The 21,162-nt window shown below is 36.5% G+C and carries 15 protein-coding genes; 13 read left to right on the top strand and 2 right to left on the bottom strand.

Annotation, left to right across the window (positions count from 1 at the left end):
* The first annotated feature begins 29 nt into the window (after positions 1-29).
* The 4 genes from BUE24_RS04855 (at position 30) to BUE24_RS04870 (ending at position 4,250) form a co-directional block, all read left to right on the top strand.
* Positions 30-1,853 carry an ABC transporter ATP-binding protein gene (locus tag BUE24_RS04855; protein WP_073314566.1) on the top strand — a complete coding sequence of 608 codons (1,824 nt, stop codon included), beginning with the start codon at positions 30-32 and terminating at the stop codon, positions 1,851-1,853.
* Positions 1,854-2,519: 666 nt separating this feature from the next.
* Complete coding sequence (locus tag BUE24_RS04860; RefSeq protein WP_073315336.1) at positions 2,520-3,062, top strand: RNA polymerase sigma factor; 543 nt, start codon at positions 2,520-2,522, stop codon at positions 3,060-3,062.
* 31 nt (positions 3,063-3,093) lie between these two features.
* A complete protein-coding gene (locus tag BUE24_RS04865; protein ID WP_073314568.1) occupies positions 3,094-3,738 on the top strand; it encodes a hypothetical protein in 645 nt (214 codons plus the stop codon).
* 50 nt (positions 3,739-3,788) lie between these two features.
* Positions 3,789-4,250, top strand: a complete 462-nt coding sequence (locus BUE24_RS04870; RefSeq protein WP_073314570.1) for a hypothetical protein — start codon at positions 3,789-3,791, stop codon at positions 4,248-4,250.
* A 31-nt stretch (positions 4,251-4,281) separates the two neighbouring features.
* Here the strand turns inward: BUE24_RS04870 and BUE24_RS04875 are convergent, their stop codons facing one another.
* Positions 4,282-5,346 (bottom strand): WD40/YVTN/BNR-like repeat-containing protein, encoded by a 1,065-nt coding sequence (locus BUE24_RS04875; RefSeq protein WP_073314572.1) that lies wholly within the window; start codon positions 5,344-5,346, stop codon positions 4,282-4,284.
* A 76-nt stretch (positions 5,347-5,422) separates the two neighbouring features.
* On the opposite strand from BUE24_RS04875, the gene BUE24_RS04880 reads away from it, so the two are divergent.
* The 9 genes from BUE24_RS04880 (at position 5,423) to BUE24_RS04920 (ending at position 19,633) form a co-directional block, all read left to right on the top strand.
* A complete protein-coding gene (locus BUE24_RS04880; protein ID WP_073314574.1) occupies positions 5,423-6,631 on the top strand; it encodes an RsmB/NOP family class I SAM-dependent RNA methyltransferase in 1,209 nt (402 codons plus the stop codon).
* A 127-nt stretch (positions 6,632-6,758) separates the two neighbouring features.
* The gene (locus BUE24_RS04885; protein WP_073314576.1) at positions 6,759-7,052 is read left to right on the top strand and encodes a hypothetical protein; all 294 of its coding nucleotides are present in this window, start codon (positions 6,759-6,761) and stop codon (positions 7,050-7,052) included.
* A gap of 2 nt (positions 7,053-7,054) precedes the next feature.
* Positions 7,055-7,486: a hypothetical protein gene (locus BUE24_RS04890; protein ID WP_073314578.1), complete on the top strand. Its 432-nt coding sequence runs from the start codon at positions 7,055-7,057 to the stop codon at positions 7,484-7,486.
* Positions 7,487-7,716: 230 nt separating this feature from the next.
* Positions 7,717-11,382, top strand: coding sequence for a phosphoribosylformylglycinamidine synthase (purL, locus tag BUE24_RS04895; RefSeq protein ID WP_073314580.1), 3,666 nt, complete (start codon positions 7,717-7,719; stop codon positions 11,380-11,382).
* Between the two features lie 341 nt (positions 11,383-11,723).
* Positions 11,724-13,496, top strand: coding sequence for an AMP-dependent synthetase/ligase (locus BUE24_RS04900; RefSeq protein ID WP_073314582.1), 1,773 nt, complete (start codon positions 11,724-11,726; stop codon positions 13,494-13,496).
* A gap of 194 nt (positions 13,497-13,690) precedes the next feature.
* Positions 13,691-14,146: a MarR family winged helix-turn-helix transcriptional regulator gene (locus tag BUE24_RS04905; protein ID WP_073314584.1), complete on the top strand. Its 456-nt coding sequence runs from the start codon at positions 13,691-13,693 to the stop codon at positions 14,144-14,146.
* 17 nt (positions 14,147-14,163) lie between these two features.
* Positions 14,164-16,569 carry a 3-hydroxyacyl-CoA dehydrogenase/enoyl-CoA hydratase family protein gene (locus BUE24_RS04910; RefSeq protein WP_073314586.1) on the top strand — a complete coding sequence of 802 codons (2,406 nt, stop codon included), beginning with the start codon at positions 14,164-14,166 and terminating at the stop codon, positions 16,567-16,569.
* A 21-nt stretch (positions 16,570-16,590) separates the two neighbouring features.
* On the top strand, positions 16,591-17,778 hold the full coding sequence (locus tag BUE24_RS04915) for an acetyl-CoA C-acyltransferase (protein WP_073314588.1): 1,188 nt from the start codon (positions 16,591-16,593) through the stop codon (positions 17,776-17,778).
* 37 nt (positions 17,779-17,815) lie between these two features.
* Positions 17,816-19,633, top strand: a complete 1,818-nt coding sequence (locus BUE24_RS04920) for an acyl-CoA dehydrogenase family protein (protein WP_073314590.1) — start codon at positions 17,816-17,818, stop codon at positions 19,631-19,633.
* Positions 19,634-19,745: 112 nt separating this feature from the next.
* Here the strand turns inward: BUE24_RS04920 and BUE24_RS04925 are convergent, their stop codons facing one another.
* Positions 19,746-20,540, bottom strand: a complete 795-nt coding sequence (locus tag BUE24_RS04925) for a DUF8213 domain-containing protein (RefSeq protein ID WP_073314592.1) — start codon at positions 20,538-20,540, stop codon at positions 19,746-19,748.
* Positions 20,541-21,162: the final 622 nt, after the last annotated feature.

Consider the following 21,162-nt stretch of genomic DNA (forward strand, 5'->3'; position numbering starts at 1 on the left):
TAACAGTGATAGCTGTTTTGAAATAATTAATGAAATACTTTAAACAAATTCTCCGCTTTGCGGCTCCTTATAGAATATATGCAATCTTAAATATCATCTCGAATATTTTTTATGCGCTCTTTGGTACATTGGCCATGGTGTCTTTATTTCCTATGCTTAATGTATTGTTTGATAAAACCAAAAAAGTATATGAAGAACCGCAGTGGGAAGGTTTCTTTAAGGTGCGCGATTATGCCGAGAGTTACCTGAGTTACTTTGTAACGCAAAAAGAACAACAAGGAAGCGATGATGTATTGATTTTTATGGTGATTCTGGTGATCAGCATGTTCTTTTTGAAGAATATTTTTAGTTACCTGGCCATGTATTTTATCACTTTTTTACGAAATGGAGTGTTAAAAGACATCCGTAATGAGCTGTATCACAAAACCGTAGCATTACCTCTCTCTTATTTTTCTGAAAAACGAAAAGGAGATACGATGGCACGTATATCTACCGATGTTTTGGAGATTCAACATTCTTTTTTATCCATTTTAGAATTGATTGTACGAGAACCGTTAATGATTCTATTCACTATTGTTGCGATGGTGTTGATCAGTGTAAAACTGACCATATTTGTATTCATTTTTATACCCGTATCTGGTTTCTTAATCTCTTTGATCGGAAAGCGTTTAAAAAAGGACTCAGACAAAGTACAGCAAGAGCAGGGATTTTTCCTCTCTATAGTTGAAGAAACGCTTGGTGGATTGAAGGTAATCAAAGGATTTAATGCCGAAAAGATCTTTGGGAACAAATTTGAAGCTTCCACAAAACGATTCTATGACTTTTCGAATACCTTATTAAATAGACAGAATTTAGCATCTCCTACTAGTGAGTTTTTGGGAATCTCAGTTATTGCTATCTTATTATGGTATGGTGGACAAATGGTTTTGGTAGACAAAACCCTGGATCCAGGGCTCTTTATTGTGTATATGGGATTGGCCTATAATATATTGACTCCGGCCAAAGCCATATCTAAAGCCAGTTATGGTGTAAAAAGAGGAAATGCAGCTGCAGAACGTGTCTTAGAAATTTTGAACACGCCTTCTCCTCTACAAGACAAGCCTAATGCACAAGAAAAGGAAGGGTTTAATCAAAAAATTGGGATCAATAAAATTTCCTTTAAGTACGAGGATGACTATGTATTAGATGATTTTTCTTTAGAGGTTCCAAAAGGTAGTTCGGTTGCCTTGGTAGGACAATCTGGCAGTGGTAAATCCACCATTGCTAACCTGGTCACTCGTTTTTATGATGTAAATAAAGGAAACATCAGCATCGATGGTGTTGATATCAGAGATTTGAGCAAACACTCCTTAAGAAATTTAATGGGATTGGTGACTCAGGATTCGATCCTATTTAATGATACCATCAAAAACAATTTATTAATAGGAAACGAAACAGCAACAGAAGAAGAGATTATAGATGCGTTGAAAGTAGCCAATGCCTGGGAGTTTGTAAAAAACTTACCAAAAGGTATCGATACCAATATTGGAGATAGCGGAAATAAACTAAGTGGTGGTCAAAAACAACGTCTATCGATCGCTAGAGCGGTATTAAAGAACCCTCCTATCATGATTTTGGACGAGGCTACCTCTGCACTGGATACTGAAAGTGAACGACTTGTACAATCTGCCTTAGAGAATATGATGAAAAATCGAACCAGTATTGTGATCGCTCATCGATTATCAACAATACAAAATTCAGATTTAATCGTTGTAATGCAAAAAGGTAAAATTGTTGAAAAAGGTACACACGAAGAACTTACTGCAAAAGATGGAGTGTATCAAAAATTAGTAACGATGCAGTCGTTTGAATAAAAATTAATTGACTTCCAAATAGTTATAAAAGAAAAAAGAGTGCTATCGCACTCTTTCTCTTCACACAAATCATCTTAATTTAGGGGCTTACTCTAAAATTAAAACTCACTCTTATTAATAAACTTTCACCTTGGGGGAAATGAAAGTAGTAATTCATTATTACAGTGTAAAGATACGACTAATTTTCAGTTTTCCAAATAAAAAATGCATTTTATCTAAAAAAATGTGTTTTTTAACGTTTTGACATGCTGAATATATCATATTTTGTAGCTTTATTCCTACTTTACTCAGAAATATCAAAAACCTATAAAAAGAAAAAAGAGTGCTGTCGCACTCTTTCTCTTCACACAAATCATCTTAATTTAGGGGCTTACTCTAAAATTAAAACTCACTCTTATTAATAAACTTTCACCTTGGGGGAAATGAAAGTAGTAATTCATTATTACAGTGTAAAGATACGACTAATTTTCAATTCTCCAAATAAAAACTGCATTTTATCTATAAAAAATGCAAATAAACATCAAATTTAACATTTATTCCTACATTTTTCCTACAAAATTGATCAGTTTACCTTTTTTTACAAGTTTATTAAACCTTTTTTGTGTACATTAGTCTAAGAGGTTAGAATAAACTATCACTAATCATATAAAAAGTCTATCATTGAATATTCAAGAAGAAGAAAGCTTACTTATTGCCCTGCAATCTGATGAAGATATCAATGCAGCCTTTAGCAAGTTGGTTACCCTCTACAAGCAACGTTTGTATTGGCATATACGTAATATGGTCAAAAGCCATGACGACACCGATGATATTTTACAGAATGTCTTTATTAAGGTATATAAAAATATAGGTAAGTTTAAAGGAGAAAGTAAATTGTATTCCTGGTTATATCGTATTGCTACCAACGAATCGATTACCTTTCTCAATCAAAAAGCAAAAAAATATAATATTAGTAACGAAGAACTAAACTTGCAATTGGTACAGAATTTGGAAGCTGATGTATATTATAATGGTGATGAAATGCAATTGAAGTTACAAAAGGCCGTTGCCACTCTGCCTCAAAAGCAGCAACAAGTATTTAACATGAAGTATTTTCAGGAATTAAAATATAGAGAGATATCAGAAATCCTGGAAACCAGTGAGGGAGCCCTAAAAGCTTCTTATCACCTGGCAGTGAAAAAAATAGAAGAATTTTTAAAAGAAGGTTAAACCTTTATACATTTACACAGTCATATATATAGTGAAAAAAGATAAATTACATAAAGACAACGGAGGTTTTAAAATACCAGATGGATATTTTGAAACATTTGAGGACCGGTTACAAGAGGCCATTGCTTCTGAAACCGATACCTCTCCTACTCTGGATACAAAGATATCTTCAGGGTTTACTGCTCCTGATGGTTACTTTGATCATGTAGAGGAATCTATCACTAAAGCCATAACGTCTCAAGAAGAAGAGAAATCAATACTAGATCATAAGATCTCTTCTGGGTTTGGCACTCCAGAATCCTATTTTGAGTCTTTGGAAGAAAAGGTATTGCAAAAAGCTACAAAAGAAGTGCCTAAAGGAAAGGTAATCTCAATATTCTCTAAAAGGAATCTCCTTTACATCTCTGGAATAGCAGCTATGATTGCCATTATCATTTCTGTATCTATTACTAAAGGGAATACTGACTTAACAGATATCAATACTTTGGAATTAGCAGATATACAGGAGTATTTTGCAGAGGGAAATGTAGAGCTTAGTAATGAAGATATTGCTTCCTTATTGGATGAAGAGACTAACTATACTGATGTATTTGAGGAAAAAGAAATTTCTGAAGAAGAACTATTAGAATATCTATCCGAGGAAGATCTCGAGGATGACATTATATTTACAGATTAACAAATGAACGAGTGTATAGCTCCAAATGAACGATTGAAAAATTTAAATTGATGAAAAAGATACTACTACTGATATGCTTCGCTTTTATTTCGCTACACGCTATGGCGCAAGGACCTGGTCCAGGTGGTGAAAAAATCAAAGCGTTTAAAGTTGCCTTTATCACAGAACAATTAAATCTAAGTAGCAAAGAAGCGCAACAGTTTTGGCCTATCTATAATGCTTATGATGAAACCGTACACCAAATAAAGAAAAGTGAGCGTAAGGGTTTTAGAGCACTAAAAGAAGCTTACAATGGACCCGACGGATTAAGTGATAGCCAAGCAGGAACATTTTTGGACAATTATATGAATGGCGAAACCAAAAAAATGGAAGCTAGAAAAAAATTGATCAAAGATTTGCAAAGTGTGCTCCCAAATAAAAAGATCGTACGTCTGATTAAGGCTGAAAATGATTTCAATAAACGACTATTGGATCGAGTACGACAATGGCGAAATCGAAGAAATAATCAATAAATATAGGAAGAGGCTTGTTTAAGCCTCTTTTTTATTTAAACGTAAGTTTGGCAATTCTTCCTTTACTCGCTGCAATAGCAGTACTATCTGTCAAAAAACGTAAGGTGTAAAATCCTTCTTTACTGAGTTCTTTCCAGGAAGCTCCCCTATCGTTGGAAATGCTAATCCCGGTAAAACCTACCACAACCATTTCTTCTCCTTTCCCATTAGGGATGTAGCGAACGCAACTTTTATAACCCGCTCCACTACCATCGGCAACCAACGCCCAGGTTTTTCCACCATCTTTTGTAATGGCTTTGTTGGCTTTGTTGTCCTCAGGTTGGGTATAGTCTCCTCCATAAATCACTCCATTCATAGCATCAAAAAACGCCATCGAATATGCTCCCGTAGTTGGCTGTCCTTGTATAATAGGTGTATCTGTAACCATCCAGGTTTTTCCTTTGTCTGGCGAGTAAAATACCCGAGATTTCATCCCTCCTGACACTATCCAGGTATGTTCACCTTGTATAGCAATATTCCCATTACTTGCAGCAAATGCGGCCTCTCCTTCTGCTGTTTCAGGTAGATCTTCGCAAGATACCTTTTGCCAGGAATTGCCTCCATCCCTAGTGATGATAATAGATAGACATCTGTCTGTTGGATCCCCCATTGCGATTCCTTCTTTATCGTTCCAAAACGCAATGGCATCATAAAATGCTTTTTTATGATGTTCTTCATAGACGAGCTTTTCTTCTTTATTTTCAATATTCATCTTTCGCAACCTGGCTGGCGAACTGATTCCCAAACTAAAAAATGAATTGTCAACAAAAGTAACCGCTCGATGTTCTGTGATCCAATTTTTACTGCTATCTACCGTCTCATTAATTGTATACTCTTTCAATTCCACTGTATTGGTCTTCAAATCCAAAAAACCATACCCTTTGTTAAATCCAAAACCAACCAAAGAATCTCGATATATGTCAATAGCGCGTATGCTTATTGAGTCCTTATAGAGTATTTCTATATCCACTTCAGAAAAACTGGGCTTAACAATTTCTTCTTTGGTATCACAGGATAATATGCTCAAAACGAAAATAAGGATCAAAACTACTCTCATATGCAACAATTTTGACCAAATATAATAGTATTTGATTACAAACGTCTACCTTTGCAAACCTTTAAAAAGTAGCAGCATGCGTTTACATAGAAATCTTGTTTTTGCGGTAATTGACGGACTTAACGAAATCTTTAATGAAGATGGGTATGCCGACAAAGTAGTTCAAAAACTTTTGAAACGAGACAAAAGATGGGGATCTCGGGATCGAAGCTTTGTAGCAGAAACGGTTTATGAAATTGTACGTTGGAAACGCCTGTATGCTGAAATCGCTGAAGTAAAAGAGCCTTTTTCAAGAGAAAATCTATGGCGAATTTTTGCGGTTTGGGCTACGCTACGAGGAATTACACTACCCGATTGGAAACAAATCGGTCCTACTCCTACCCGACGTATCAAAGGGCGTTTTGATGAACTGAGTAAAATCAGAAAATTTAGAGAATCTATTCCTGATTGGATGGATGAAATCGGAGAGCAAGAATTAGGAGCTAAATGGGAAAAAGAATTGAAAGCGCTCAACGAGCAAGCTCCTGTAGTGTTAAGGATCAATACCTTAAAAATTTCTAGAGATAAATTACGAAGTGCCTTAGAAGATGAAGATATCGATACCGAATTCATCAAAGGATATCCAGACGCTTTGCAGCTTACTGAGCGCAAAAATGTATTTACCTCAGATGCTTTCAAAAATGGTTTTTTCGAGGTACAGGATGCTTCATCGCAATTGGTGGCTAACTTTCTGGATGTACAACCAGGGCAACGTGTGGTCGATACTTGTGCCGGTGCTGGAGGCAAAACGTTACACCTTTCTGCATTGATGCAAAACAAAGGGCAAATTATTGCTATGGACATCTATGGCAATAAACTGAAAGAATTAAAAAGAAGAGCAAAAAGAGCTGGTGCTCATAATATCGAACCTCGTACCATAGAAAGCACTAAGGATATCAAAAAGCTACATGGAAAAGCTGACCGGGTTTTGATTGATGCTCCGTGTAGTGGATTAGGAGTACTAAGCAGAAATCCTGATGCCAAATGGAAGCTTCAGCCAGAGTTTCTGGATTCGATCAGACAGACACAATCAGAAATTTTGGAGAGTTATTCAAAAATGGTAAAACCCGGAGGGAAACTTGTTTATGCTACGTGTTCTATCCTACCTTCAGAAAATCAAAACCAGGTAGAGCATTTTCTTACCACAGAAACCGGAAAAAATTTCAATTTTATCAAAGACAAAAAAATATTATCTCATCAATCTGGTTATGATGGGTTTTATATGGCTTTACTAGAAAGAAAGTAAACTCGTCTTTTCTTACCTATTAATAATTGCCAATCATTTTCACTGAAAACAAGGTGTTTTGGTAAATGTCTTTGCAAGATATTTGCTTCATGTTTATAAGTACAACACTATAATTGTAATTCGTAAAATGAAGTGGATTAATTCTCAAATGGTGATCTGGTTGGTAATTCAATTACTGATGCTTCTATTTACCATGTCTTCTCAGGAGCAAGAAAGCCTCATTATCTTTTGGATGACTCTTCCATTCGCAATATTAAACTGTATTGCAATCGCTATTATTTGGTTTGGAAAACCTAAAACCGGAAGTATTCTATTCTTTATAGGAAGTGTTTTATTTATACCCATTGGCATCATTGGAGCCATAGGAGCCAGAAAAAACCTAAATCAAATCAAAAAAGAGAAGTTCATTAATACAATATAAGTATGGAATTAATACAAGAATTTTCACTACGTAAACAATTAGCCAATCAAAACTTAATCATGGGAGGAATAATCGTACTGATTAGTATTATTATGTTTTTCCTAATTGGAAATCTTATGATGATTGGTCCAGGTATTTTATTATTGGTCATTGGTGGTTTAAATCAAAACTTAAAAGTAGTAAAAGTCTATCCTGAATATTTAGAAGTTAAACTTGGAGTTCTTGCATCGAAAAAATTTATCCGCTACAATCAAATCACCCAATTCAAAGCTGTTAATAAAATCCTGGAAATACACTATAATACAGACGAAGGTAAATCCAAAAAAGTAAGAATTGCAAAAAGAGCTCTGGAACAAGAAGATATAATTGCTATTAATAATTTTTTATCAGAGCATACAGATTTGGATTCGAATAACAGTTGGATTAACGAGTAATTACAGGGGCTATACCATACTTTGGGATTCAGTATTAAGGTCACTCACAATTGTATGTATTGCAAAAAGGTGGGGCATTAATTATCAGAATGTATACCTGGTAGTCTTTATACTTTCTGGTTTTTAAAATTTGGTGAATAACTAAAGGATCCAATAGCTATTTTGTGCTTGATTTTACATTTAAAATAGTAAATTTGCAGCTTAATTAAAACAACACAAATAATCGAAGTATGATTCATTTCTTCGGAAACCCAAAAGAGAAAGTATTTGCCGTTCAAGCCAATACTGAAATTACCCCAGAAAGTATTAAAAAACTCACATGGTTATTTGGCAACCAACCTAAAATATCTACGGCGTCTGTTGACGCTTTTTTTGTTGGTCCACGTGCCGCAATGATTACTCCGTGGAGTACCAATGCAGTAGAGATCACCCAAAATATGGGTATCGAAGGAATCCTACGAATTGAGGAGTTCAACTCGGTTCCAGAATCGCATACGGACTTTGATCCGATGCTTTCTCAAAAGTACGATGGATTGGATCAGGATATTTACACTATAGACATCCAACCAGAAGCGATTATGGCCATCGAAGATATTGCTGCCTATAACGAAAGTGAAGGGTTAGCACTTAGTGAAGAAGAGATTGAATATCTTGAAGGAATAAGTCAAAAAATTGGTAGAAAACTCACAGATTCTGAAGTATTCGGTTTCTCACAAGTAAATTCAGAACACTGTCGCCATAAAATCTTTAACGGCACTTTTGTTATTGATGGAGAGGAGCAACCCTCTTCTCTTTTTAAAATGATCAAGAAGACGTCAGAAACACATCCTAATCATATCGTTTCTGCATATAAGGATAATGTTGCCTTTATCGATGGACCTAAGGCTACGCAGTTTGCTCCTAAAACCGCAGACAAACCAGACTTTTATACCGAACAAGATTTTGAAAGTGTAATTTCTCTAAAAGCAGAAACACATAACTTCCCGACCACGGTAGAGCCTTTTAATGGTGCCGCTACAGGTTCTGGAGGGGAGATAAGAGATCGTCTCGCAGGAGGAAAAGGTTCTTTACCGCTAGCAGGAACTGCAGTATACATGACCTCATACTCAAGACTTGAAGAAAACAGACCTTGGGAGCAAGCCGTTGCAGAGCGCGATTGGTTGTATCAAACTCCAATGGACATTTTGATCAAAGCTTCTAATGGAGCTTCGGATTTTGGAAATAAGTTCGGACAACCTTTGATCACTGGATCTGTACTTACTTTTGAACATGAAGAAGATGCTAGAAAGTTAGGATTTGATAAGGTAATCATGCTAGCTGGAGGTATTGGATATGGCAAAAAAGACCAGGCGATCAAAGCCAAACCAGAAACGGGTGATAAAATTGTAATTCTTGGTGGAGAAAATTATAGAATTGGTATGGGAGGTGCAGCTGTATCCTCTGCAGATACAGGAGAATTTAGTAGTGGTATCGAATTGAATGCCATCCAACGTTCTAACCCAGAAATGCAAAAAAGAGCAGCCAATGCGATTCGTGGTATGGTAGAAAGCGATCAAAACACCATTGTTTCCATCCATGATCACGGAGCTGGAGGACATTTAAATTGCCTTTCAGAATTAGTAGAAGAAACAGGAGGCAAAATCGATTTGGATAAGCTACCAGTAGGAGATCCTACCTTATCTGCCAAAGAAATCATAGGAAACGAATCACAAGAGAGAATGGGATTGGTGATCGGACCTGATAATATCGACACCCTACAACGTATCGCTGAGCGTGAACGCTCTCCTATGTATCAGGTTGGAGATGTAACCGGAGATCATCGTTTTACCTTTACTTCAAAAACTAAAGGAGACACTCCTATGGACATGGATTTGGACCATATGTTTGGAAGTTCTCCAAAAACCATCATGAACGATATAAGTATTGATCGCAATTATAATGAGATCAATTACACTACAGATAAATTAAAAGATTACCTCGAGCAAGTGTTACAATTAGAAGCAGTTGCTTGTAAAGACTGGTTGACTAACAAAGTAGACCGTTGCGTAGGAGGACGTGTAGCCAAGCAACAATGTGCTGGACCATTACAACTACCACTCAACAACTGCGGAGTAATGGCAATAGACTATAAGTCTGGAGAGGGTATTGCTACTTCTATAGGGCATTCTCCTATTTCTGGATTGATTGATCCAGAGGCAGGAAGTAAAAACTCTATAGCAGAATCACTTACCAATATTATTTGGGCTCCTTTGAACGAGGGATTATCTTCCATTTCATTATCTGCAAACTGGATGTGGCCTTGTAAAAATGAGGGAGAAGATGCAAGATTATACAAAGCTGTTAAAGCCGTTTCTGACTTTGCCATAGATTTAGGGATCAACGTCCCAACGGGTAAGGATTCTTTATCCATGAAACAAAAGTATCCTAATGAGGAAGTTATCGCTCCGGGTACCGTAATCATATCCGCTGCTGCACATTGTAATGATATTGTTGGAGTGGTAGAACCGGTATTAAAAACATATGGTGGAGATATCTTCTACATCAATATGTCCAATGATAAACATCAATTGGGTGGATCTTCATTTGCGCAGGTACACAATAAAATTGGTACAACAGCACCAAATGTAACGGATGCCAAAGCTTTCAAAACTACGTTTAATGTCATCCAGCAATTGATTCAGGATCGTAAAATTATCGCAGGACATGATGTTGCCTCAGGAGGATTAATCACTACCCTATTAGAATTATGTTTTGCAGATGTGAACCTTGCTGCTAATATTGACCTTTCTGAAATTGGAGAGTCTGATTCTATCAAACTCTTATTTGCTGAGAATGCTGGAATTGTTTTCCAAAGTGCTCCTAATAGTGATGTAGCACAAATACTTGCTGAAAACGGAATTGAATTTTTCAAGATTGGTAAAGCTGTTGAAGGAAACACACTGCAGATTGTAAATAAGGACGATAGTTTTGATTTGAATATTGCAGAACTTCGAAATACTTGGTATAAGACCTCTTACCTTTTGGATCAAAAACAAACGGCAAATAATCTTGCCAAGGATCGTTTCGAGAATTATGCAAAGCAACCTTTGAAATATGAGTTCCCTATTCATTTTATGGGGAGAAAACCAATCATTGATAGCAGTAAGCCTCGTCCAAAAGCAGCAATCATTAGAGAAAAAGGAAGTAACTCTGAGCGTGAAATGGCCAATGCCATGTACCTGGCTGGTTTTGATGTAAAGGATGTGCACATGACTGATCTTATTTCGGGACGTGAGACTCTTGAAGACATTCAGTTTATTGGTGCAGTTGGAGGGTTCTCAAATAGTGATGTATTAGGCTCTGCAAAAGGATGGGCTGGAGCATTTCTATATAATGAGAAAGCCAATACAGCACTAAAAAACTTCTTTGACAGAGAAGACACACTCTCTGTAGGAATCTGTAACGGTTGTCAGTTATTTATGGAGCTAGAAGTGATCAATCCAGACCATGAAACCCATGGAAAGTTAATTCACAATGCTTCGCATAAACACGAAAGTGCATTTACATCGGTAAAAGTTCAGCAAAACAATTCTGTAATGCTATCTACTTTGGCAGGAAGTACACTTGGGGTTTGGATTTCTCATGGAGAAGGAAAATTTAGCCTTCCCCTATCTGAAGACAACTACCACATTGTAGCAAAGTACGGTTACAACGCGTACCCTTCTAATCCAAACGGATCAGATTATAACGTAGCGATGATGGCCGACAAAACTGGAAGGCACTTGGTAATGATGCCGCATATCGAACGTTCTATTTTCCAGTGGAACTGGGCTAATTATCCAGATGGTAGAAACGATGAAGTATCTCCATGGATCGAAGCTTTTGTAAACGCGAGAAAGTGGATAGAAAACCAATAAAAATAAAGCGGTAGGATTAAAGATATCTTAAACTAGAATGGAGAATACCACCATATCCTCTTAAAAATTACGATATCAAGAATATCGCATCAAAAACAATAAAAAATTAAGGAGTTGATAAATTACAGCTCCTTTTTTTATATATTAGGGTTGTGTATTATCAGATTTTTTATAATTTGCGAAACTATGCACGCATAGTAATTTAACAAGATCCCTAGAAAGTAAAATGAAGCATTTGTTTTTGGTATATAATCCCTTGGATTTTACTATCTTATAATGCTTTTATGCCATTCTTCTAGGTAAGATTTGTTGAATTCTACAAAAAACATTTAAAACGACTTATGACGACAATTACTAGATTATTTGATTTTCCACATTATCAATTAGAGAAATTTAATTTAGAAAAGGCTTTAATCACAAAGTATGATGGAGAGTGGATTGCTACTTCTACCCAAGAATACATCAATAAAGCCAACCAGATTAGTAGAGGTTTACTAAGACTGGGGGTAAAACCAAACGATAAAATCGCCATAATATCTTCAAATAATAGAACTGAATGGAATATTACAGATATTGGTGTGTTACAAATCGGAGCACAAGATGTTCCTATTTATCCTACAATTTCTCAGGAAGATTATGAATATGTATTAAATCACTCAGAGTCGGTATATTGTTTTGTTTCCGATGATGAAGTATTTCAAAAAGTAAAAAATATTCACGGAAACGTACCTTCATTAAAAGGGGTATATTCTTTTAATGATATAGACGGTTGTAAAAGCTGGAATGAAGTTTTAGAATTAGGTAAAGATGACAGCAACCAGGAAGAAGTAGAAAAGTTAATGGCAGGAGTACATGAAGATGATCTTGCTACCTTAATATATACCTCTGGTACTACAGGTCGTCCAAAAGGAGTAATGCTAAGTCATAAAAACGTGGTAAGCAATGCCTTAAGTGCTGCAACCCGATTCCCTATTCCTTCTGGAGAGGCAAAAGCGTTAAGCTTTTTACCAGTATGTCACATTTATGAGCGTATGCTGATGTATTTATATCAATATTTGGGTGTAAGTATCTATTTTGCAGAGTCGCTAGAAACGATCAGTGACAACCTAAAAGAAGTGAAACCAGATGTGATGACAGCGGTACCTAGACTTCTTGAAAAGGTATACGATAAAATTATTGCAAAAGGAGCTGACCTAACCGGGTTAAAGAAAAAGCTATTTTTCTGGGCAGTGGAGCTTGGTTTAGAATATGAGCCATACGGAGCCAACGGATGGTGGTACGAAAAGAAACTAGGATTGGCCAGAAAATTAATATTCAGCAAATGGCAAGAAGCCCTTGGAGGGAATCTAAAAGTAATTGCTTCGGGAAGTGCTGCACTACAACCAAGATTGGCAAGAGTATTTAATGCTGCTGGAATGTCTGTGATGGAAGGATACGGTCTTACCGAAACCTCTCCTGTAGTATCCGTAAATGATGAAAGAGAGAAAGGTTTCAAAATTGGAACTGTGGGTAAAATGATCCCTAATACCGAAGTTAAAATTGCAGAAGACGGTGAGATTCTTGTAAAAGGACCACAAGTAATGCAAGGATATTACAAAGATCCAGAAAAAACTGCTGAGGTATTAAAAGATGGATACTTCCATACTGGTGATATCGGAGAAATTGATAGCGACGGGTTCTTAAGAATTACAGATCGTAAAAAAGAAATGTTCAAAACTTCTGGTGGAAAATATGTAGCTCCTCAGTTGATCGAAAACGCCATGAAGCAATCCAGATTCATTGAGCAAATTATGGTAATCGGTGAAGGAGAAAAAATGCCAGCTGCTTTCATTCAGCCTAACTTCGAATTCTTAAAGGATTGGGCAGAAAGAAAAGGACTACAGATCGGTGGAACAATGGAAGAAATGATTAGCAATCCTACCGTGATAGAACGCTATCAAGAAGAAGTAGATGAGCATAACGAAAAATTTGGGAAGTGGGAACGCGTAAAGAAATTCGAATTGACACCAGATGAGTGGAGTATCGATGCAGGTCACCTTACCCCTACTATGAAACTAAAAAGAAGAGTTATCAAAGAAAAATATAGTGCGTTATACACTAAGATTTATGGCTAATTCAAACTACTGATTACAATTGTAATATATATACAAGCTTAACTGTTAATCAGTAAACTCCTCATTTTATGGGGAGTTTTTTTATTAATTCAATAGAAAAACGTAAATTACTTCAACATTTTCTAAATTTTTACATTATTTATTATGCATGCATAATAAATTTTTCTTACCTTTACCATCACAATAATAAACGAATGAGGGAAAAAACGATCGACTATGCCCTTCGGGCTACATGGATGGCGGTTGCCAAGATGTATAACGAAGAAGCAAGTAAAAAAGGCAGTACTATGGCTACTGGATTTGCACTCCTAAGTATTGATCCAGAAAGCGGCACTCCATCAACCTCTTTAGGACCCAAAATGGGCATGGAAGCTACAAGCCTGTCACGTACTTTGAAAACCATGGAAGAAAAAGGATTAATCTATAGAAAAAAGAACCCTCAGGATGGCCGAGGTGTTTTGATCTATTTAACCCCTTTTGGAGTAGAAATGAGAAATTTCTCTAAAGAAGTGGTTTTCACTTTTGACAACGCGGTAAAAAAACACATTCCAAAAGAAAAACTAGATGTTTTTCTGGAAGTATTTCAGATCATCAACGATTTAATATCGTCAAAGAAAATTTATAAAAAACAGGAATCTATAAAACCTTAACAACCAGAAGTTCAACAATGAAAAGAATCATTAAAAAAGTTGCAGTCGTCGGCTCAGGAATTATGGGATCGGGAATTGCATGTCATTTTGCTAATATTGGTGCAGAAGTTCTACTATTAGATATCGTTCCTAGAGAACTAAACGATAAAGAAAAGGCAAAAGGCCTTACTTTAGAAGACAAAGCAGTAAGAAATCGATTAGTAAATGATTCGCTTACCGCTGCGCTTAAATCAAAGCCCTCTCCTATTTATCATCAAAAATTTGCAAACAGAATTACCACAGGTAATTTGGAAGATGATATTGCAAAAGTTGCAGATGTAGATTGGATTATCGAGGTTGTTGTTGAGAGACTTGATATCAAAAAACAAGTTTTCGAAAACTTAGAAAAATACAGAACACCAGGAACTTTAATTACTTCAAATACTTCTGGTATTCCTATCAAATTTATGAGTGAAGGTAGAAGCGAAGATTTCCAGAAACATTTCTGTGGAACACACTTCTTTAACCCTGCTCGTTACTTAAAGTTATTTGAGATTATCCCTGGTCCACAAACTTCTACAGAAGTATTGGATTTCTTAAACGGATACGGAGAGCAATTCTTGGGTAAAACTTCTGTTGTAGCCAAAGATACACCAGCATTTATCGGTAACAGAATTGGTATCTTCAGCATCATGAGTTTATTCCATATGGTAAAAGAAATGGGATTAACTATCGAAGAAGTGGATAAACTTACTGGTCCGGTAATCGGTCGTCCAAAATCAGCTACCTTCAGAACGGTAGATGTTGTTGGTCTGGATACTTTGGTTCATGTAGCTAATGGTATCGCTGAAAACTGTCCAGATGACGAACGTCATGAATTGTTTAAACTTCCTGATTTCATCAATACAATGATGGAAAACAAATGGTTAGGAAGCAAAACAAAACAAGGGTTCTATAAAAAACACGTTTCTCCAGAAGGTAAAAAAGATATTCTTTCTTTAGATTTGGATACCTTAGAATATAGAGAAAAGAAAAGAGCTTCTTTTGCAACACTAGAAATGACAAAGACTATCGATAAAGTAATCGATCGTTTTAAAGTATTAGTATCCGGAAAAGACAAAGCAGGAGAATTCTATCGTAAGAACCTTGCCGCTTTATTTACATACGTTTCAAACCGAATTCCAGAAATCACTGACGATTTATACAAGATTGACGATGCGATGAAAGCTGGTTTTGGCTGGGAGCATGGACCATTCCAAATCTGGGATGCTGTAGGTGTTGAAAAAGGAATAGAAATGATGAAAGCTGAAGGATATGAGCCAGCAGCTTGGGTAAACGAAATGTTAGCTTCTGGAAGTTCTTCTTTCTATACGGTAAAAGAAGGTGCTACGTATTTCTACGAAATTCCAACAAAACAACAGACAAAAGTACCTGGACAAGATGCCTTTATCATTTTAGATAACATTAGAGAATCTTCTCAGGTATTCAAAAACAGCGGTGTTGTTGTTGAAGATCTTGGAGATGGAATCTTAAATGTAGAATTCCAAAGTAAGATGAACACTATTGGTGGTGATGTTCTTGCTGGTCTTAATAAAGCTATTGATCTTGCAGAAAAAGATTTCCAGGGATTGGTTGTTGGTAACCAGGGAGCAAATTTCTCTGTGGGTGCAAACATCGGTATGATCTTTATGATGGCTGTAGAGCAAGAATATGACGAATTGAACATGGCAATCAAATACTTCCAGGATACCATGATGCGTATGCGCTACTCTTCTATCCCTACGGTTGTGGCTCCTCACGGAATGTCGCTTGGTGGTGGATGTGAGATCTCACTCCATGCAGACAAGGTTGTTGCAGCTGCAGAAACTTATATGGGATTAGTAGAATTTGGTGTTGGTGTGATCCCAGGTGGTGGTGGATCCAAAGAAATGGCATTAAGAGCTGCTGATTTGTTTAAGAAGAACGATGTAGAGTTAAATATTCTACAAGAGCATTTCTTAACCATTGGTATGGCAAAAGTGTCTACTTCGGCTTATGAAGCTTTTGATACTAACCTACTACAAAAAGGTAAAGATATTGTTGTGGTTAACAAAGATCGCCAGATCGCTACCGCAAAAGCACATGCAAAATTAATGGCAGAGCAAGGATATACACAACCGCCTCGCCGTAAAGACATAAAAGTACTTGGAAAACAAGCACTGGGTATGTTCTTGGTAGGAACAGACTCTATGGAAGCAAGTAGATTTATCTCTGAACACGATCACAAAATAGCCAACAAACTAGGTTATGTAATGGCTGGAGGAGACCTTTCTGAACCTACTTTGGTTACAGAACAGTATTTACTTGATCTTGAAAGAGAAGCTTTCTTGTCTCTTTGTACAGAACGTAAAACTCTTGAGCGTATCGAACACATGCTTAAGAAAGGAAAACCTCTTAGAAACTAGAACCTTAGAAAAAGAAAAAAGATGAAAACAGCATATATAGTAAAAGCTTATAGAACAGCCGTGGGAAAAGCGCCCCGCGGATTGTTCAGATTTAAAAGAACTGATGAATTAGCTGCAGAAACCATCGAGCACATGATGAAAGAGCTTCCTCAATTGGATAAGTCTCGTATTGATGATGTGATTGTAGGAAATGCAATGCCAGAAGGTGCACAAGGATTAAACATGGCTCGTTTGATTTCATTAATGGGATTAGATTCTATAGATGTACCAGGTGTTACTGTAAACCGTTTCTGTTCTTCTGGACTTGAAACTATCGGAATCGCTACTGCAAAAATACAAGCAGGAATGGCAGATTGTATCATCGCTGGTGGTGCAGAGAGCATGAGTGCAGTACCAATGACTGGTTTCAAAACAGATTTGAACTATGACCTTGCAAAAGATAACGCAAGTTATTACTGGGGAATGGGAAATACTGCAGAAGCCGTAGCTGATCAATTTAAAGTATCTCGTGAGGATCAGGATGAGTTTGCTTACAATTCTCATATGAAAGCATTGAAAGCACAAGCTGAAAATCGTTTTCAGGATCAAATCGTGCCTATCAACGTAGAACAGACTTATATCGATGCTAGTGGTAAGAAAGCTACAAAATCATATACAGTAAACAAAGACGAAGGACCTCGTGCTGGTACTAGTAAAGAGGTATTAGGAAAACTAAGGCCTGTATTTGCTGCAGGTGGTAGTGTTACTGCTGGTAACTCTTCTCAAATGAGTGATGGTGCTGCTTTTGTATTGGTAATGAGCGAAGAAATGGTAAAAGAACTTAATCTTGAGCCTATTGCAAGAATGGTAAACTATGCAGCTGCTGGAGTTGAACCAAGAATCATGGGTATCGGACCAGTAAAAGCTATTCCAAAGGCGTTGAAACAAGCTGGTTTAAAGCAAGATGATGTTGAGTTGATCGAACTTAACGAAGCTTTTGCTTCTCAATCGCTTGCTGTAATCCGGGAACTTGGATTAAATCCAGACATCATTAACGTAAACGGAGGAGCTATTGCTTTAGGACACCCACTAGGTTGTACGGGAGCAAAGCTATCGGTACAGTTATTTGATGAGATGCGTAAGCGTGAAATGAAAGGAAAATACGGTATGGTAACTATGTGTGTCGGAACAGGACAAGGTGCCGCTGGTATTTTTGAATTTTTGAATTAAAATAAAAGAGTAAAAGAAGAAATATAATACGAAGAAGATGAGTACAGAAACTATAAATAAAGATATTTTACGAGGTGGACAATTCCTTGTAAAAGAAACAAAATGTGAAGATGTATTTACTCCAGAAGATTTTTCTGAAGAGCAAAAAATGATGCGTGATAGCGCAAGAGAGTTTGTTGATCGCGAATTATGGGCGCATTGGGAGAGATTTGAGTCTAAAGACTATGATTATACAGAACAATGTATGAAAAAAGCTGGTGAGCTTGGTCTTTTGGGTGTTGCTGTTCCTGAAGATTATGATGGACTAGGAATGGGGTTTGTTTCTACAATGCTTGTATGTGATTATATTTCTGGAGCAACAGGATCATTCAGTACAGCGTTTGGAGCGCACACTGGTATCGGTACTATGCCAATCTCATTATACGGAAATGAAGAACAAAAGAAAAAATACGTTTCTAAATTAGCCACTGGTGAGTGGATGGGTGCATATTGTTTGACTGAGCCTGGAGCAGGATCTGATGCTAACTCTGGAAAGACCAAAGCTGTTCTTTCTGAAGATGGAAAACACTATTCGATCTCTGGTCAAAAAATGTGGATCTCAAATGCAGGATTTTGTAACCTAATGATTGTTTTTGCTCGTATCGAAGACGACAAAAACATTACAGGTTTTATCGTAGAATATGATCCGGCAAATCCTAATGGAATTTCTTTAGGAGATGAAGAGAAAAAATTAGGAATCCACTCCTCTTCTACTCGTCAGGTATTCTTCAGTGATACCAAAGTACCAGTAGAAAACATGTTATCTGAAAGAGGTAACGGTTTCAAAATTGCAATGAATGCTTTAAATGTTGGTCGTATCAAATTGGCAGCTGCTTGTTTGGACGCGCAACGTAGAGTAATCAATGAGGCTACAAAGTATGCTAACGAGCGTATCCAGTTTAAAACGCCTATCGTTAATTTTGGAGCTATAAAATCGAAGCTTGCTGAAATGGCTACCAACACGTATGCTGATGAGTCTGCAAGTTATAGAGCTGCAAAAAATATCGAAGATAGAATCGCTATTCGTCAAGCTGAAGGTAATACTCACCAGGAAGCTGAACTTAAAGGTGTAGAGGAATATGCTATCGAGTGTTCTATTCTTAAAGTAGCGGTTTCTGAAGATGTACAAAGTTGTACAGATGAAGGTATCCAAATCTTTGGAGGTATGGGATTCTCTGCTGATACTCCAATGGAATCTGCTTGGAGAGATGCTCGTATTTCTCGTATCTATGAAGGTACCAACGAGATCAACAGAATGTTGGCAGTAGGTATGCTAGTAAAAAAGGCGATGAAAGGTCATGTAGATCTTTTAGGGCCAGCTATGAAAGTTGCTGATGAGCTTACAGGAATTCCTTCATTCGATACTCCGGATTACTCAGTATTGTTTTCTGAAGAAAAAGAAATCATTGCTAAGTTGAAGAAAGTATTCTTAATGGTGGCTGGATCTGCTGTTCAGAAATTCGGACCAAAATTAGAAGAGCACCAACAGTTATTAATGGCTGCTGCTGATATCTTGATCGAGATCTACATGGCAGAATCTGCAATACTACGTACTGAGAAAAACGCTAAACGTTTTGGTGAAGAATCTCAGGATACTCAAATTGCAATGAGTCAATTATACTTGTATAATGCAGTAGACATCATTATCAAGAAAGGAAAAGAAGCTATCGTTTCTTTTGCTGAAGGAGATGAGCAAAGAATGATGTTAATGGGTCTTAAGCGTTTTACTAAATACGCAAACCAACCTAACGTTGTTGAATTAAGAACTAAAATTGCCAACAAAATATCTGAAGAAAACGGATATTACCTTGGATAATTAATAATACATATTGCCCCCCTAGGGCTTTAAACTAGGGAGTTGTTTAATTTTGATTTAAGAAACCGCCTTTTTAGTATTGGGTAAAAGGCGGTTTTTTTATGAGTTATGTTTAACCTCTACATCCTCGTATTACTCCAAAAAGGTAATCATCTGCAGCTTGTCCATACTCATCGCCACAATTACTATCAAATGGATTGGTACTTCCTCCTAATACTCTACCACACTGATCATGGTCCAAACAGTCCTTTGTCCATGCACTAGCCAAAGTAAAAATTCCAGGACATCCAGAACCGCAACGCCCCAAACAACGATCACCGTTTACTAATTTTCGCTCTCTGAATTCTCTTCCTCTTGCATCGTCATAAACCGCGGTAACATAAGTATTTTTGCGAATACAGGTAATTCCTTCATTAGATCCTTTTATTCCACTAAGTCTATTACTTTTGATACTCAACTTATCATAAGCATAATGGTTAGGTGATTTGGCCCAATATTCTAACAATCTCAATAATGTAAACTCTGCCAGCGTAAAATCATCCACAGAACCATCTTTAAACAAATATTCGGATAACTCTTGACCCAAATCCAAAAACGCTTCTTTTTGACTTTTACTTAAAACTGCCTTGCTTCCATCCAGATCTATATTTTCTGTAGCATAATCAATAACGGCAGTAAGAGCATGTTGGTCTATATTAATTGTAGCTACATAAAGCACATCGCTTTTAGCGATCACCTTAAAGCGAATTTCATGACCATTCATTCGTTTATGCCCACTGAGTACATCTGTTCCCTGAATTTCTAATCCTACAGATTGTGCAGTTTGGTTTTCTTCAGATTGCTCGCAAGAAGCTGTTAACAGCAAACAAATCAAGGCAATACCTAATAATCTAAATCGATTTTTCATTGTATAAAAAAATTTAAGTTAGTGTTCTAAAGATAGAAAGTGGAAAAAACACAATGAAAACCTAAATATTACCAAAACATTAAAATAATGGACGAAAGGTTAAAAGGGTAATAACTTTGTAAGATATTACTCAATAAATCAACAATTTATCAACACGAAAACGTTGTAGTACGGTTAAGACTCAAAGAAATTGAATATTTCGTAATAACTTAGTGAAAATTTAACACAAGAGACACTTTTACAAACAAAAATTTATTAATTATGAAATTAATTTCTCCAACTACGAAAATTGGAAATTTATTTGAGCTACTTATCACACATCAGAGAAGCCTAGTTTTTTTTGATTAATGCTATAGTTTTTCAAATTCTGAAAACTCATCTTCAGGATATTTAAAGTACTTCTAGATTGTTTAGTTATCTGTTTTGATCTTCCTAACCTAACGAGTAAACTACATTACAGATAATTACACCAGAAAAACATGATCGGTTAGTCATTGATTTACAAGGTTTTTCAGATTTCAATCAAGTCGACATCCAAATACAACCACTCCTTAAGATTTAATGTATTCAACAAAGCCATGATGTATTCTTATTGGCTTGTATTATTAAAATTTTAAACACT

Origin of the sequence: Aquimarina spongiae (assembly GCF_900141785.1) — a bacterium.
GTDB classification, from domain to species: Bacteria; Bacteroidota; Bacteroidia; order Flavobacteriales; family Flavobacteriaceae; genus Aquimarina; species Aquimarina spongiae.